The organism is Cryobacterium sp. 10S3, from assembly GCF_034344045.1.
Classification (GTDB): domain Bacteria; phylum Actinomycetota; class Actinomycetes; order Actinomycetales; family Microbacteriaceae; genus Cryobacterium; species Cryobacterium glucosi.
In genome coordinates, this window is sequence record NZ_CP133773.1 from 2,264,788 (window position 1) to 2,280,575 (window position 15,788).

The window sequence follows — 15,788 nt, forward strand, 5'->3', positions numbered from 1 at the left end:
CATGAGTATTTCAACCCGGTTGGACATCGATCTGACGTTTTCCCTAGCGGGGCCAGGAGAGAAGGGCGCCGATACGGACGTCGCCACCGAGACGCCGGCGGGGCAAATGAACGGCACCATCAAGGCTAAGGGACTTGATGTCGAGGTCTTCTCAGATCACCCGGAAATGTTCGTGCGTTCCCGAACGGCGACGCTGAAGAACATCCGTGCCCTAGCTTCGAACCTGGCCGTGCGAGGACTGAGCGTCTCCCTGTCAGGACCCGCCGGACTGGTCATCCGTATTGGCGCTGTGCGCGTGCCGATCATCCAGCGCCTGCTGACAGGTTCCCCAAACATCGCGCTCGGCAGCTGGGCTGCGCTGGCACCCCTTTTGCGGCGTCGGAGTGCCGGAGCCACGCAGGTACCTTCCGTGCCGTTGCCGCCGCCGACTCTGTATCCACTCGTGCCGACCTTCAATCGGAGAATCCGGCGCCAAATCACCACGACGCACTACACGCCGGGATCCGGACGGCCCCGGCTGATTTTTGTGGTCGGTTCGGAGAACTGGAACGGCCAGATGCCGGCTGAGTTCGACCTGCTACCGACCATCACCACCATTGGCTCGGCCCCGGAGGCGAATTTGTGTTTAAAGGGTCTCCAGTCTTTCCATGCTGAAATCCGCCACGACGAGAACGATGAGTACGTTCTGTATCCGCTTGGGGCGGTTTCCGGCGGCGCAAAGAAGGAGCGCGGGCAGGAGGGTGCACAGGTCCTGCGCACAGGCGCCCGGATGGAAATGGGGCCTTGGCGGATGGCTTTCTTTCGTGAAGAGTACGCCGACCACGGCCGACCACATGGCGGGCGCGTGGGTGGGGAGCTGTCGTTCCAGAAGCCGCAGCCAACCCGTAGCCGGCAGCCAGAGCACTCACATTCCGCGGGTAGCGCTGAGAAGACGCTCCCCGTCGTCACCGGGCTAGACGACGATTCCGAAATCTGATCGATAGGCTGCCGTCGCGCCGCGCACAGTGCACCAATGGAAGCGAGCGCACCGCAGAACGTACGCCCCCTTCGTACTCAACGCCTTCTGGACGAACGCCGACCCTGAATCCACGGAGATGCTGCGGAAGTCGTCGGCTGGTCCATCGCCGATCACATGCGCACCGAACTCGTCGCCGACGCCCTCACAAACGCGGCCGTGACGCCCCGGATCGAGCAGGACGCGATCTGACACTCCGACCGCGGCAGCGTGGGCAGATTCAACCGGTCGTCGCAACACTGGTGCTTGCGGACAACAGTAGCTCGTCCATCGCTTCGGCTGGCGTTTTGAATCCGAGTGCCTTGCGGGGGCGTTCGTTCAGGGTCTTGGCGACGCCGTCGAGATCGTCCAGGGCGTAGCGGGTGAAGTCGGTGCCTTTGGGGAAGTACTGGCGCAGCAGCCCGTTGGTGTTATCGTTACTGGGTCGCTGCCACGGCGAGTGGGGATCGGCGAAGTAGATCGGCAGCCCGGCCTGGATGCGGAGTCTGGCGTGTTGGGCCATCTCGGCGCCCTGGTCCCAGGTCAATGACTTGCGCAGGGTCTCGGGCAGGCCGGTGATGGTTCGGGCGATCGCATCACAGACGGCGTCGGCGCCGTGTCCGGCTGTCGCGGGCCCGTTCTTGACCTGTGCGCCGATCATCTTGTGCTCGTCCATCGGGGGCAGGTGCAACAGCATCGTGAACCTCGTGGTGCGTTCGACGAGGGTCCCGATCGCGACCCCGCCTAGTCCGAGGATCAGGTCCCCTTCCCAGTGTCCGGGAACGGCCCTGTCGTTGGCTTCTGCGGGCCGGGCGGCGATAATGACTTCCTTTGACAGGAAGCTCTTGCCGCGTTTTGCGCGGGCCCGCGGCACTCGCAACGCCCGACCAGTGCGTAAGGCCGTGGTCAGCTCGCGGCGCAGCGCGCCACGACTCTCGATGTAGAGGGCCTGGTAGATCGCCTCATGGGAGATTCTCATGCTCCTATCGTCGGGGAAATCGACCTTAAGCCGACCTGCGATCTGCTCCGGGCTCCACGCTGTGGACCAGTGGCGATCCTGTCGGGGCCCATGTCGACGCCCGTTCCACGCCCCGATCCCGGGAGCTGCCGCGGGCGTGCCATCAGCGCGCTTCACTGTTCCATCCAACCGGGACTGAACGTACTCGCGCAACAGCGGGCTACCCGCGAGCTTGGCCATCTTGGGCCAGCGGGCACGCCGGTCGGAGTGCCACTGGGCGCTCGTGGCACGGTATTCAGCCTTGCCGCCGCGCGAGGCCGCGTTGCGTCGTAGCTCGCGGGAGATCGTCGACGAGGACCGACTCAACGCCTGTGCGATCTGTCGAACACCAAGATTCTGTGCTCGCAGGATCGCGATCTCCTCACGCTCGACGAAGGTCAAGAACCTTCCTGACAGCGGTGCCTTGCTGAGGTCTCGCATCCCACCAGCGTGACGAAAGAAACGTGTCCCGACCGGCGCCACCCCGGCGGCCGGCCCGGCGACCGCATCGGCTCCCGCCCGAGTTGCGTGGCCATCCATTCCTTCGGACGTCCCATAAACCACCTCCATAATCGAGGTGTTCCGACGCGTATTGGGTGCCACGGTCACTGTGGAAGATCACCGTCGCCGGGCGGTCTCCGCGCAGCACCATGGCCATCGTGAGGGCGTCCTGGATGAGGTCGGTGCGCATGTGGTCCGCGATAGCGCAACCGGTCTCGTTGCGGGCCTTGAACGCGCTCACCCAGCGGCCCAGCGTGGCCTCGTTGATCCCGAGCTCTCGAGCGACGGTCGCGACCGCTCTGCCGGTAGTCAAAACCAGCTTCACGGCCTCGTCTTTGTACTCAGGAGTGAACTCCCGCCGTGATCTTGCCATAGTGAACATTCTCTCTTGTGAGGTGTCCACCCCCAGGGTCAGGGCCACCTCGGGGAACTGCACCAGGCGCCAGGTGTGTTGTGTGGTGTTAGCGTGTTCCGCTGGTCGTGACGATCGCGGTCCACGGGCCGGCCGGGACGTCACTTGCTGCGAGGAACTGCCAGTCGACAGTGTCGGTTTCCCCGTTGACGTCGGTGAAGTGTAGGCACCCGTTCAGCGCTGGGGACACGTCCATGCCTGCACCGTTGAACTTGCGATTTTCGGGTCGTTGATCGTTGGAGCCGAAAACGTAGCTGGCGTCGTGATAGCTGCCGGGGCCGGCGTCTTCTATCTGGCCGTAGCAAGTCTGCCCGTTCGCCCGAATCCTGACCCACCTGTTCTTCATCAGACTCGCCGTAGGGTCTCCCGCGGGCGTTGCGTAGGCCGGCTCCCCTGCCCACGGAATCACCTTCTGGCGCATGGAGAGGGCAGTCTGATCGTGGACGTCATCGAAGGGAAGATCCAGGTAGAACGGGTTCTCCTTCGGAGCCATCTGGCTGGGAAGAAACCCATTGGCGCTCCTGCGCTGCTCGGTCTGACAGGACCCATCACCGAGAACCCCGTCACACCCTCCAAAGCTCTGGATCCAGAGCGAGTCATAAGTGGAGAGAACCTGGCTGCCATCTGCGGCCGTCGGGTCGAAGACTTCGCCCACCCAAAACGTGGTCGAGATAATGTGCGTATGCCACGGGAACTGGGTCCCCGCCGGCCGGACAAAGAGTACGACGATCGCGGCGACGACCCCTGTCGCGGCCGCGACGGCGGCAAGCTGGACAATTCGCGTGCGCGTCCAGCCACGCCGAGAACGATGACTGGGCACTCTGCTGTTGGTGCCTGTGGGTTCTTGGTCACTGGGCGGCACGCTCGTTGAGCCCTCGGTCCTCGACCCGTCTTGGTTTCTAGACACGGAGCTCCTGAGCGAAATGGATCATGTTCTCGGCCGGCGATGATGTCCCAGCCTCCCCGTGAAAGGGCGCTGAGCCTAGGCCGGATGTCGTGGCGTGTGGGTTTTCAGCCGTCGTGAGGCAACAACTGCTTTTAACCGCAGGAGGCAGCACCGGCCGCCCTCCTTCGTAGACCTCGGTGAGCGGGCGACGCTCGTGCGGGATTAATGGCGTAAAGAAATCGGTTGAAGGCACGTGGAAGCGGAGGGCGAGGGCAAAGGCAATCCGGTGGCAGTAGAACTTCCGAAAGATCCGACAACGGAATGGATGTTTTCTTTGCGCTTCCCGGAATCGAGAACTGCGCTGCTGCAGAGCAGTCAACGCGCAGCAGCTCATTTTAAAGAGAAATGTGGAACGAATCGCTGCCGGCCCCTTGGCATGGCTGGTCGGGCTATTGTGTGCGCATGTTTGGTTTGACGTTGGAGAAGTTGTTGCTGGTTGGGGTGGTGGCAGTTTTTTTGGTGGGCCCGGAAAAGCTTCCGCATTACGCGGCCATGTTGGGCCGCGTAGTGCGGCAGCTGCGGGTGTTAGCGTCCGGGGCATCGGATCGGCTACGGGATGAGATGGGCCCTGACTTCGATGACGTCGACTGGAAGAAGTACGATCCCCGCAAGTATGACCCCCGCCGGATCATCCGTGAGGCACTCCTGGACAGTGACGATGCGCCGCCACACAGCCCCAGCCAGGTGCAGCCCCCCACCGACGATCCGCTCGCTTCGCCAACGGGAGCGGAAGATGTCGTCCAGCAGGAACCCGTGATCACACCGCCAGCGACCGAACCCTCAGGACCCGACATTTCCGGGACAAGCGACGCTCGTTGAGCGCAGGCCGCCGCGTCAGGCGGTGAGCCCTTCCTCGAGGTTTTGGGCACGTTTGGCGGTGCGACGATCGTGAAGGGCGGCGATGCCGTACGCGGTGAAGTAGAGCAGGACCATGGGGATGGCGAGCAGGAACATGGAGATGACATCGGCGGCCGGGGTCGCAATGGCAGTGAACAAGATGATGATGAGCGTTGCGATTCGCCAGGACTTGATGATGGACTGGGCGCTGATCACGCCAGCGAAATTCAGCAGTACCAGGAACACTGGGAGCACGAAAGCGATCCCGATAGCGACGACGAGTTTGAGGACGAAGTCGAAGTAGTTTTGGGCGTTGATGAAAGCCGCGTCTTGGGTGGGTGCGAATCCGGTCATGAGTTCCACGACGTGGGGAAGGACATACCATCCCGCCGCGCAGCCAGCCAGAAACAGGGGAATGGCGGTGAAGAAGAAGGCGAACGTGTACCGCTTTTCTGTGCGAGTGAGGCCGGGCATCAGGAACGCGAAGGTTTGGTAGAGCCAGACTGGGCTGGACACGATCAGGCCCACGTAGACCGATATTTTCAGCTTCAGGTCAAAGGCGGACGTGATGTCGGGGTAGTTGATTTGAGCGTTTCGGTGTTGGGCGTGCACGATGGCATCGATCGGTTCCCGGAGCGCGCCCCAGACGAAGCCGGAGAGTAACCAGCCCACGATGGCGCCGAGCAGAATCCCGGCCGCTGCGAGGAACAGGCGTTTACGTAGTTCCAGAAGATGCTGGCCCAAAGTCATCCGCCCCGCGGGGGCGGGCCGAGACCGGGCGCCCAGGACCACGACGGTTACGGCATCGAAGACGGCCCAGTGGCGCCCGTCTGCTTGGCGGGCTCAATGCGCGGCTCAGGGGTGACAGCTGACGAAACGGGTTTGTCGTCTTCTGGTTCCGTTCTGATTTCGCTTTTGAGAATCTTCATCGACTGACCCAAGCTCCGGGCAAGCCCGGGAAGTTTGGGTGCGCCAAAGAGCAGCAGAATGATCACCAGAATGATCAGGAAATGCCATCCAGTCAAATTGCCCAGCATTATGTGGTGTCCTCCCTGTGACAAAAAATGAGTGAACGCATCGTATACCCCGACATCGACCGGCCCCGGGCAACCGAATAAATACTCCCGCGAACGTCAGGCCGGGACCATGGTGGGTTGCAGCCGGTGCTAGGCCGACCGGCCGAGAGGGCCGCCTATTTGATGTTTTCAGTATCCTGAAACTAATTCCTGTGCGAGCCCCTAAGCCGCACTGGCGGAGCGTAACGTTCGCTGGGTCGGAGTCATTCAGGCTGTGATGCGAGGTTGGACGCACCATGCTGTTTCGGGTGCGGACAGGGGTCCCGGCCCGCCATGAGCACACGAGATGGTTGGAGAAGCGTTCATGTTTGAGCACAAATTCATTACTAACGCGATCAGCAGGAGCGCGGAAAACGCCTTGGACCGGCGCCGTTTTTTCCAGGCAGCGGGAGTCGCCGGATTCGGTGTCGGATCAGCGGTGCTCCTCGCCGGTCAACCCGCCCTTGCCACCGAACGAAAAGATGACGGTGGTGCGCCCAGCGATTCCGCAATTTTGAACTTCGCCCTGAACCTGGAATACCTCGAGGCCGAGTTCTACCTCCAAGCCGTGACAGGTAACGGACTGCCCGATGACATGATCACCGGGCGCGGCCAGCAAGGAGACGTCAGCGGCGGCTACGCCGTGCCCTTCGACACCCCCGCGATCCGTAAGTACGCGCAAGAAATCGCGGCGGACGAGAAATCCCACGTCGCCTTCCTCCGGAGCGCACTCGGTGGCGCCGCAGTGTCCCGGCCCACGCTCAACCTCGATGACAGCTTCACCGCCGCAGCCCTCGCCGCTGGACTGATCGGCCCCGGCGAAACCTTCGACGTGTTCGAGAACGAAGTCAACTTCCTCTTCGGCGCCTTCATCTTCGAAGACGTCGGCGTGACCGCCTACAAAGGCGCCGCACCCCTCATCAGCAACAAAACCTACCTGGAAGCCGCGGCCGGCCTCCTCGCCGTTGAGGCCTACCACGCAGGCATCATCCGAACCACCCTCTACTCCCTCGGCGTGGAGACCCCATCGATCTACCCGACCGTCCAGAAAATCTCCGACGCCCGAGACAGCCTCGACGGGCCCACGGACCTTGACCAAGGCATCGGCACAGCCGACAAGTCCAACCTGGTCCCCACGGACGCGAACGCGCTCGCCTTCAGCCGCACCCCCGGCCAAGTCCTCAACATCGCCTACCTCACCCCCAACAAGGCCACCTCCGGCGGATTCTTCCCCGACGGCGTCAACGGCAAAATCAACACCAGCGGACACTGAACAACGGCCCTCTGCCCGATCCACAGCGGGCAGAGGGCACCCCACCAGCCCGCAAAACGATCTCCCATGCCGGGATGACTCACAATGTTGGCACCATACGGACGTATGCTGCGACAACAACATTGCGGAATCGTTCTTCTCAATACTGAAGAACGAACGCATTTACCGGACCGTGTACGCGAGAAAAAGCCAAGCTCGCAACGACGTCATCCGCTACATCGAAGGCTTCTACAACAGCCGACGCCGGCACTCAGCGCTCGGTTACCGTATACCCAACGAAGTCCACCATGGTTATCAACAGCCCTAGCAGCGTAGAAGAAACCACCAGGTCCGCTGTCCGAAATCTCCGCAGCAGCTCAGTGCGTCGGAGATCACGAGCTCGACGCCGTCGAGACCGCGGGTCTTCAGCGAGCGGAGGAAGCTCGTCCAGAACGCCTCCGTCTCGCTGTAACCGACGTCGAAGCCGAGGACCTCACGGCGCCCGTCGGCGGCAACCCAGATCGCGACGACCATGGCTTGGGAGATCACGCGGTGGTTGACGCGAGCCTTGCAATACGTGGCATCGAGGAACACGTAGGGGTACCCGGTCTCGCCGAGGTCCCGGTCGCGGAACGCGGCGACTTCCCGGTCCAGACGCGCAAATCCGTGACACTTCTGACTTGGAGATCCCGGTGTCCGCGCCGAGGGCCTTGACCAGGTCGTCGACCTTCCTGGTCGAAACGCCGTGGAGGTAAGCCTCCATGACGACGACGAACAGGACCTGGTCCACCCGGCGGCGGCGCTCGAGGAGCGCGGGGAAGAATGAACCCTGGCGCCGCTTGGGGATCTTCAGGTGCAGGTCCCCGACCGCCGTCGACAGCACGCGCGGGCGGGAGCCGTTCCGCTGGGTGGTGCGGTCTTCGGAACGCTCGAAACGGCCGACACCGATGAGGGCGGTGGCCTCCTCATCGATGAGTTCTTGGCAGAGGGTTTTGGTCGCGACGCGGATGCGGTCGGGGACATGGGTGAGGTTGAGTTCCGCGAGGAGGTCAAGCAGGGCAGACGGGACTGCCCCCGGTTTGGTTGACTCCTGACCTGTGGAGATTCGTCTTCGCTGGAAAGATGTCACCATGCCCAAGCCCTACCCACCCGAGTTCCGTCGCGATGTCGTCGCGGTCGCTCGCAAGCACGAAGCCCCGCTGAACCAGATAGCGAAGGACTTCGGCATCTCCGAGTCGTGCCTGGCGAACTGGCTGAAGAAAGCCGACGTCGAAGAGGGGGTGAAGCCCGGCGTGATGGAGAAGGAGTCGGTTGAGCTGCGGGAGGCGAGGAAACGGATCCGGCTGCTGGAGCAGGAAGCCGAAGTAATGCGCCGCGCGGTCGCCTACCTCTCCCGGGACGTCAACCCAAAATGATGTACCCGCTGGTCCGCGAACTGGCCGTCGACGGAGTCCCCGTCACGGTGACCTGCCGGGTATTGCACTTCTCCAAACAAGCCTTCTATCAGTGGCTCCGAAACCCGGTCTCCCAACGTGATTGGGATGATGCGCACCTGACCAATGCGGCGTGGGACGCCCACCAGGACGACCCCGCGTTCGGCTACCGGTTCATCTCCGACGAGCTCAACCATGCGGGCCTGAAGGCTGGTGAGAACCGGGTCTGGCGGTTGTGCTCTCAGCAGCGGCTCTGGTCCGTGTTCGCGAAGAAACGCGGCCTGAGGGGCAAGGCCGGCCCGCCCGTCCACGACGACCACGTTCAGCGGAACTTCACCGCGACCCGGCCGAACCAGCTGTGGTTGACCGACATCACCGAGCATCGCACCGATGAGGGCAAAATCTACCTCTGCGCGATCAAGGACGTGTGGTCGAACAAGATCGTCGGCTACTCGATCGACTCCCGAATGAAAGCATCCCTGGCCGTCGCAGCGGCCCGCAACGCGATCGGGCAACGTGACATCGACGGCACGATTCTGCACTCCGACCGCGGCTCTCAATTCCGCTCCAACGCCTTCGTCCGGGTCCTGAAGAACAACGCCATCACCGGGTCGATGGGCCGCGTCGGCGCGTGCGGCGATAACGCCGCGATGGAGTCGTTCTTCGCCCTGCTGCAGAAAAACGTCCTCGACCGGCAACGATGGGCCACCCGGGAGGAACTACGCCTGGCAATCGTCGTCTGGATCGAGCGAACCTACCACCGGAAGCGTCGGCAACGTCGCCTCGGCAAACTCACCCCGATCGAGTTTGAGACAATAAACATGGCCCTCAACGCCGCCTGAAACCACTAACCCAACGAGTCAACTGAACTCGGGGCAGTCCCAACTGTATGCCAGCAGTGACCGGAGATTCCTGTGAAAGTGCTCCTCGACCAGCGCAATCTCACAGGAAGCCCGCCAAACCCACCAAACGGGGAATGACGAGTGTCGCCGGATCAGAATCAGCGTTGTTTGATGGCGTGTTCAACACGGGAGTTCACAAATGGCGTCCATGGTCGTCAGATTGCAGCTCCCCGATGGGACACAAACGCGGCATTCAGTATGGAAACGAAACGTTTCCAGTGGGGAATCCCTACTGCAGAAGATGGGAACGGGCGCCCGGGGGCAATCTCGAGCGCCAACATCGGGAAAGACTTTGGCCCCGCCGCGAGTAGCCGTTCATTCCGCTCCGCAGTGCACGGGCAAGTCGACGAATCGAAAAACGGCGACCGCCAACGCCGTGAACTGTCTTGTCCGAGCCGGCGATACAGGCAGCCTGCGCACCTCCACGGCCCCTTGTCGGTCGAGCTCAACGTCGACGAGGCTTTTCCAGCAGAGATTTCCGAGCAGGCACAATCTGGGAGAGACATGCGACCCGACGCGACACGAGTGGGATGAACGAGCGGTTCTGGATTCCCTCAGTAGTGTCGTGGTGGCGCCCCAGCCCATTGCCGCGCACTCTGATCTGATCCCACACCCGGCAGGACACTCCCCGCATATGACCGTATGTGAAGTACCGAGCAATTGTGGTCAATCCACACTAAATTCCACCTCCGCGACGTCCCCTGAGAAGGGGCTCGGTTCGTGATGAGTTCGCGCAACCCGACCCGTGCGCCACGTTCAAAGACCGACCACAGGGTTCCGTCAAATAGACCGTCACAGTCAACGCGCATTAGCGTGGGCCGTTTGATCCGCTCAGAATCCCCGAACTATTTTCTGCTCCTGGGAACGACGCTGTTCTTGGTCATCTTGGGCTTGATCATGGTCCTGTCTTCGTCATCAGTAGATTCCTTTGTTGCTCACGAGGGTTTCTTCGGCGTTGTGCTTCATCAAGGTGCCATCGCCCTGGTCGGCGTCCCATTGATGCTCGTGCTCAGCCGGATGCCGTTGAAGTTCTGGCAACGTATCGCTTGGCCGACGCTCATCGCTACTTGCCTCGTTCAGTTGCTCGTCTTCACCCCGCTAGGTGTGACCGTGGCCGGGAACACCAACTGGCTGTCCATTGGCAGTTTCCAATTCCAGCCATCTGAAGCCATCAAAGTCGCCCTCGTCATCTGGCTGGGCATGCTTCTGGCACAGAAGAAAGATCACCTCGACGACTGGCGCCACGTCCTCGTGCCCGTTTTCGGCATCGGCGGCACGGCCGTCATGCTCGTCATGATCCGCGGCGATCTGGGGACAACAGTAATCCTCGCCGGCATCCTCTTTGGCTCCCTCTTCTTCGCCGGCGTAAAACTACGCATGCTCGCCATCCCCTTGGGGATCGGCGCCCTTGGCGCCCTGGCTGCGGCCATGGCCAGCGGAAACCGGATGGCCCGGATACTGAGCTTTTTCGGCACGGGCTGCGATGGCTCAACCGGCACGATTTCCGCCGCATGCTGGCAACCCTTGCACGGCACGTGGGCTCTCGCGTCGGGCGGTATCTTCGGCGTTGGACTCGGGAACTCCAAAGCGAAATGGTCCTGGCTTCCAGCCGCGGACAACGACTACATCTTCGCGATCATCGGCGAGGAACTCGGTCTCATCGGCGCAGTCGTGGTGCTGGGCCTTTTCGTCCTGCTGGCCATCGCCTTCCTCCGCATCATGAACGCCACCACCAGCCCTCAAGCCAAAGTCAGTACTGCCGCCGTCATGGTCTGGATCATCGGTCAAGCACTCGTCAACATGGGCGTCGTCCTCGGATTCATCCCTGTCCTCGGCGTGCCCCTCCCCCTCATTTCTGCTGGGGGCACCGCCCTCCTCACCACCCTCATCGCAATCGGAATCGTGCTCTCCTTTGCACACAGCGAGCCGTCGCCGACACGCACACCTCCACCCGAAATGCCGGACGCCGACCACCCATAACTCGTCCCGCTCGCTCTCGTCGCAACACAGCACGCTGATTGAAGTGGAAACGGCACGGAATCGATTCTTGGTCCACCCACGGTGTCGACGCTGTGAAATCCTTCGCCGTTGTCTCCTCGATGAACCGTCCACCGAAACAGGTCACGGCCACGACTCGGCGAACTGCCGGGCAGGACCGTCGCCGGATCAAACACGCACGGTTGCGCAACACTTTCGACCAGCCGAATCAGTGCCTCGCACCACCGGGTTTGCGCGTCGAGTCAACAGTTGTTTTGATGGGAACAACGCCTAGTCTCTCGAGCGTGGAGAATGCGGCTAACGGCAACGAATCAATCAACGCGGGCCACCAGAATCGGCTGGACCGATCTCGCGAAATGACACGGAACGACTGGACGAGCGTGCCCGACAAACGGTGGAGTAGCCGGGTCTTGCACAATATCGGCACAGTGAGTGAACACGCCGCAGCGGGATTGGTTGCCGGAAGTGCGCTCGTCGTGTGGGTCGCGGTCGGGATAGCGGCGGAATTTCCTCCCTGGTGGGAGAACGTCCTTTACATTGCGAGTTCATCTGTGACCGTCGTGATGGTCTTCGCAATCCAACACACGCAAGCACGACAACAAGCGGTCACCTAGCGCAAGCTCGACGAGTTGCTACGCGCCCAGCCAACTGCCGACGACCGACTCATCGCGTTGGAAGGTGCGTCGGACGACGAATTGGAGGCCCTCACCGACCTTAGTCAAGAGAACCGAAAACGAGCCCTCGGTACGGATGCCCCGCCACCGATTGTGGATCCACCGAGGTAGGGAATCGAAGGGGCCCGGGTACCGACCAGATCGGGACCTGCCCGGCCAGACCGTCCCAGTCTTTCTATTTCGTTCACGTTGAGGAACCCTTGACGTCATCATTGGCGGCGCACGTCGGGTCAGGTGACCGGAACCTCTAGCCTGTTCATATGATCACTTTGATTCAAGCGGCGATTCTGGGATTCCTGCAAGGGATCACGGAATTGTTCCCCATTTCCAGCCTTGGCCACAGTGTCATCCTGCCCACACTCTTCGGCTGGAACATCGACCAAAGCAGCCCCGCGTTCCTCGGGCTTCTCGTTGCCACCCATCTGGCTACCGCTATCGTTCTCTTCCTCTTCTTCATAAAGGACTGGATCCGCGTTTTCCGCGGGTTCGGACGTTCCATCCGGGATCGTAAAATCGGCCCTGACGACATCTACGCGAAACTCGCCTGGCTACTCGTCGCCGCAACAATCCCCGCGGGGATCGTGGGCCTGCTCTTGGAGAAGCCCCTCCGGTCCCTTTTCGCATCCCCACTGATCGCTGCCGCATTCCTTGTGATCAACGGCCTCATTCTTCTGACCGCAGAACGCCTCCGACGGCATCCGAACCGGGCTCAGACCGGACGGGTGAGCGTTGATGCTGTTGCGAGCGGACGCCCCATCCCCGCGGGCTCGGCCAACACGCAAATGTCCGAGACCGAGAGGTCCGACACCACGATCGCCAAGCTCACCTGGAAACAGGCGTTCGGAATCGGCGTCGCGCAGACGGCCGCCCTGCTACCGGGAATATCCCGATCAGGATCAACCATGGTCGGTGGGCTCCTCTCCGGACTCAACCACGAAACCGCTGCCCGATTCAGTTTCCTACTGGCCACACCCATCATCGGCGCCGCGGCCGCACTGAAACTCCCGGGACTGTTCAGCCCACAGATGGCCGATCAGAGCGGCGCGTTCCTCGTCGGTGCACTCTGCTCGGCCGTTGCCGCATGGTTAGCCACGAAATTCCTCCTGCGCTTCTTCGAGACCAGAACACTCACCCCTTTCGCGATTTACTGCATCGTCGCCGGAACCGTCTTCTTCGTAGTCCTGCTCGCGTTTCCATAGAAGTCCGCAACGACATTGCACGTCAAATCAGTTGAAATTCCCTTGCTCGGAGCCCACACGATCATCACTCCATACGTCCTCGCTCGGCGGAGGAATCCTGGGCGAGGACGTGCACTGCGCCCGCATCACCCGCGCTGATCCGCACCGCGAGGTCATCACGGGAGCCAAATAGCCGACGGCGCCGCGGGTTCAGAATCTGTGATCGATGTCGACCGCAAGCCTCCCGCCCGATCACAGGTCGCGCCTGTCTCTTTGTCAGAGGTCCCTACCCAGCCGCGACTTTTTGGATCTCAGCTGGCGTCAGAATCCGAGTTTGGAAAGTTGATCCGGCGTACCGACGGGACAGGAATATCGACCAAGTGATATGAATCGCACCCGGCGAGGGGCAGTTGGCTGCCCTGGACGACACTGCGGACTCGGCTGAAAGATTCGCGTTGGCAGCGCCAGCCAGGGTCCAGCCGATGGGTTCCAGAAAATTGTTGGCGTCGCGTGCATCCAAATCGGAGGTCCACTCGGAAGAGAGTCTGGGAGGCGATGACGCTTCCCGCCCGTTACAACTAGCAGGAGGTAACTATGCGCAAGACCATCGCTGTCGGCGCCGTAGTCGGTGTACTCGTCGCCCTCGCGGGATTCATGCCGGCAAACGCCAATGAGAACCACAGCCACGGGGACAACGGCCCCGCCGAACTAACCGTGTTCCACGCAATCCCGGGCGTCACGGTCGACGTCTACGTCAACGGAGCACTCACTCTCGATAATTTCACCCCCGGTTCATTCTCAGACACTCTGAGCCTTGACCCAGGCACGTATTCCGTGGCGATCACCGCCGCTGACGCCAAAGACGCCTCCAATCCTGTGATCGGCCCGATCGATCTCAAGCTGGGCAGCGGCAACAACTACACCGCCGTCGCACACCTGACGGAGGCCGGCATGCCGACCGCGACCCTGTTCCAGAACAACCCGGATGCCGTCGGAAAGGGCAAGGGTCGACTCACGGTCCGCCACGTCGCCGCTGCACCCTCCGTCGATATCCTGGCCAACGGTGCCGCCGCGATTACCGACCTGACCAACCCCGACGAGGTCGAACTGACCCTCCCGACGGGGACGATCAGCGCGGCCGTCGCCGCGACCGGCACGACCGCAGCGCTGATCGGTCCGGCCGACGTGACCATTGCCAAGCGCACGAACACCATCGTGTACGCGTGGGGCAGCCTCGCTGACCACAACCTCGCCCTCGCCGTGCAGACCGTCAAGCTCGACAAGGCCCACCACTAAGCAACACCCAGACACCTCCTGCGCTCTGCCATCCGAGCGCAGGAGGTGTCCGCTTCAACGCACACAAACTAGATCCAAATCCGCCCGATACATCAGGGTGAGCTCCACCGGTCTCCTGTGGGCCAAACGTGCATATGGCCGCCGACTCAACCCGAGCCACGAGGACACAAAATCCCTTCGACGGCCGAACGTATTGTCAGTGGCTCCCTGAAGGGGGCTTCTGGCTATTCTGTGCCTGACATCGTTCTGCGCCCACCGTCGACGGGGGGACCATGAACAAGCAACATGCCGGTCGACGCTTTGAGTGCGAATAGCCCGGGCACGGGGATGAACCGCATTCTTCGAATCCTCAGCGGAGCACGTAACCGATTGGAGGCGAGCGATGACACACATTGACCCCGAGAACCTTGCCATCATCGCCCTGGCCGGGACCGACCTCACCGCAGCTGAACGCCAGCACCTCACGGGATGTCCGGGGTGCGCGCTCGAACTCCTTTCTCTCCAGCACACCGTGATTGTCGGCCAGGCGGCGCGCAACGTGTCCCTCACCGAGCCTGCTGAAACGGTCTGGGAGCGGATTCATGGCGCTCTCGGACTCAGTGCCGCCGTCAAGAGCACACCACGACGTGACCAATTCGTCGGCGCAACGCCCGCAGCGGCAACCAATGTCCCGGAGCCCGCCCAAACCCGAACTTCGAGGGATCATCTCACCGCGACGAGGGCTCGCACACTCGTTGACCTGGCACCGCGTCGCCGTCTGTGGCTACCTGTTTCCTTCGCAGCTGCGCTGGTCGGCCTCATCGCGGGCCTGGCCGGTGGCATCTGGTTCGACTCACTTCAGCAGGCCGCCGCACCAACAGTGATTTACCAAGCGCAACTCACCCCCTTCCCCGGCTGGCAAGCACACGGCCAAGCGTCGGTTAAGGAAAAGCGCGGACGGGCACCGCAACGTGACCGTCGACCTGACGGCTCCCGCCACCCCGGATACCTCGCTACGCGAGGTCTGGCTGATCAAAGCAGACGCCTCAGGACTTATCAGCATCGGCCTGCTTGACGGAAACACGGGCCGCTTCGACATCCCCGATACTGTCGACCTCACCCAGTATCCCCTCGTCGACATCTCAGCTCAACCCAACAACGGGAACCCCGCGCACTCTGGGAACACGATCGTGCGTGGACACCTGCAAGCCATTTGACACACACTCGCAGGCCCAAACACGTGAGAACGCCTCGACCGCCGAAAGGAAACGTAGGTGATCCGCGCCGTGGCACTCTAGCTTGCCTGGAATCGGGCAGTCCGGAGCAACAGACGG

The 15,788-nt window shown here is 62.0% G+C and carries 11 protein-coding genes and 5 pseudogenes; 10 read left to right on the forward strand and 6 right to left on the reverse strand.

Annotation, left to right across the window (positions count from 1 at the left end; genetic code table 11):
- The first annotated feature begins 1 nt into the window (after window position 1).
- A complete protein-coding gene (locus RHM57_RS10545) occupies window positions 2-976 on the forward strand; it encodes an FHA domain-containing protein (RefSeq protein WP_322137443.1) in 975 nt (324 codons plus the stop codon).
- Window positions 977-1,235: 259 nt separating this feature from the next.
- Here RHM57_RS10545 and RHM57_RS10550 read toward each other — a convergent pair.
- The 3 genes and pseudogenes from RHM57_RS10550 to RHM57_RS10560 form a co-directional block, all read right to left on the reverse strand.
- Window positions 1,236-2,613, reverse strand: a pseudogene (locus RHM57_RS10550) (IS30 family transposase).
- A 108-nt stretch (window positions 2,614-2,721) separates the two neighbouring features.
- Window positions 2,722-2,874 (reverse strand): annotated as a pseudogene (locus RHM57_RS10555) (transposase); the annotation flags it as partial.
- 79 nt (window positions 2,875-2,953) lie between these two features.
- A complete protein-coding gene (locus RHM57_RS10560; RefSeq protein WP_322137444.1) occupies window positions 2,954-3,724 on the reverse strand; it encodes a hypothetical protein in 771 nt (256 codons plus the stop codon).
- A gap of 471 nt (window positions 3,725-4,195) precedes the next feature.
- Here RHM57_RS10560 and RHM57_RS10565 point away from each other — a divergent pair, with 471 nt between their 5' ends.
- Window positions 4,196-4,669, forward strand: a complete 474-nt coding sequence (locus RHM57_RS10565) for a Sec-independent protein translocase TatB (protein ID WP_416172991.1) — start codon at window positions 4,196-4,198, stop codon at window positions 4,667-4,669.
- A gap of 15 nt (window positions 4,670-4,684) precedes the next feature.
- Here RHM57_RS10565 and tatC read toward each other — a convergent pair whose 3' ends face one another.
- Complete coding sequence (tatC, locus tag RHM57_RS10570; RefSeq protein WP_416173089.1) at window positions 4,685-5,479, reverse strand: twin-arginine translocase subunit TatC; 795 nt, start codon at window positions 5,477-5,479, stop codon at window positions 4,685-4,687.
- A gap of 5 nt (window positions 5,480-5,484) precedes the next feature.
- Window positions 5,485-5,724 (reverse strand): Sec-independent protein translocase subunit TatA, encoded by a 240-nt coding sequence (gene tatA / locus RHM57_RS10575; RefSeq protein WP_134558614.1) that lies wholly within the window; start codon window positions 5,722-5,724, stop codon window positions 5,485-5,487.
- A gap of 343 nt (window positions 5,725-6,067) precedes the next feature.
- Here tatA and RHM57_RS10580 point away from each other — a divergent pair, with 343 nt between their 5' ends.
- A complete protein-coding gene (locus RHM57_RS10580; protein WP_322137445.1) occupies window positions 6,068-7,015 on the forward strand; it encodes a ferritin-like domain-containing protein in 948 nt (315 codons plus the stop codon).
- A 97-nt stretch (window positions 7,016-7,112) separates the two neighbouring features.
- Window positions 7,113-7,322: pseudogene (locus RHM57_RS10585) on the forward strand (integrase core domain-containing protein); the annotation flags it as partial.
- Window positions 7,323-7,375: 53 nt separating this feature from the next.
- Here the strand turns inward: RHM57_RS10585 and RHM57_RS10590 are convergent.
- Window positions 7,376-8,099 (reverse strand): annotated as a pseudogene (locus tag RHM57_RS10590) (IS256 family transposase); the annotation flags it as partial.
- Between the two features lie 25 nt (window positions 8,100-8,124).
- Between RHM57_RS10590 and RHM57_RS10595 the strand changes: the two are divergent.
- The 6 genes and pseudogenes from RHM57_RS10595 to RHM57_RS10620 form a co-directional block, all read left to right on the forward strand.
- A protein-coding gene (locus tag RHM57_RS10595; RefSeq protein WP_322187989.1) for an IS3 family transposase occupies window positions 8,125-9,269 on the forward strand; the annotation gives its coding sequence in 2 pieces (ribosomal slippage) (window positions 8,125-8,404 and window positions 8,404-9,269; 1,146 coding nt in all).
- Window positions 9,270-10,142: 873 nt separating this feature from the next.
- Window positions 10,143-11,309 carry a putative lipid II flippase FtsW gene (gene ftsW, locus RHM57_RS10600; RefSeq protein WP_322137446.1) on the forward strand — a complete coding sequence of 389 codons (1,167 nt, stop codon included), beginning with the start codon at window positions 10,143-10,145 and terminating at the stop codon, window positions 11,307-11,309.
- Window positions 11,310-11,401: 92 nt separating this feature from the next.
- A complete protein-coding gene (locus RHM57_RS10605; RefSeq protein ID WP_322137447.1) occupies window positions 11,402-11,941 on the forward strand; it encodes a hypothetical protein in 540 nt (179 codons plus the stop codon).
- 320 nt (window positions 11,942-12,261) lie between these two features.
- A complete protein-coding gene (locus RHM57_RS10610) occupies window positions 12,262-13,200 on the forward strand; it encodes an undecaprenyl-diphosphate phosphatase (protein ID WP_322187991.1) in 939 nt (312 codons plus the stop codon).
- 573 nt (window positions 13,201-13,773) lie between these two features.
- Window positions 13,774-14,475: a DUF4397 domain-containing protein gene (locus RHM57_RS10615; protein ID WP_322187993.1), complete on the forward strand. Its 702-nt coding sequence runs from the start codon at window positions 13,774-13,776 to the stop codon at window positions 14,473-14,475.
- A 941-nt stretch (window positions 14,476-15,416) separates the two neighbouring features.
- Window positions 15,417-15,671 (forward strand): annotated as a pseudogene (locus tag RHM57_RS10620) (anti-sigma factor domain-containing protein); the annotation flags it as partial.
- Window positions 15,672-15,788 lie beyond the last annotated feature (117 nt).

Coding starts and splice junctions, on each gene's coding strand:
- RHM57_RS10615 (WP_322187993.1), top strand. CDS start 13,774: ATGCGCAAGACCATCGCTGTCGGCGCCGTAGTCGGTGTACTCGTCGCC.
- RHM57_RS10565 (WP_416172991.1), top strand. CDS start 4,196: ATGTGGAACGAATCGCTGCCGGCCCCTTGGCATGGCTGGTCGGGCTAT.
- RHM57_RS10580 (WP_322137445.1), top strand. CDS start 6,068: ATGTTTGAGCACAAATTCATTACTAACGCGATCAGCAGGAGCGCGGAA.
- tatA (WP_134558614.1), bottom strand. CDS start 5,724: ATGCTGGGCAATTTGACTGGATGGCATTTCCTGATCATTCTGGTGATC.
- RHM57_RS10610 (WP_322187991.1), top strand. CDS start 12,262: ATGATCACTTTGATTCAAGCGGCGATTCTGGGATTCCTGCAAGGGATC.
- RHM57_RS10545 (WP_322137443.1), top strand. CDS start 2: ATGAGTATTTCAACCCGGTTGGACATCGATCTGACGTTTTCCCTAGCG.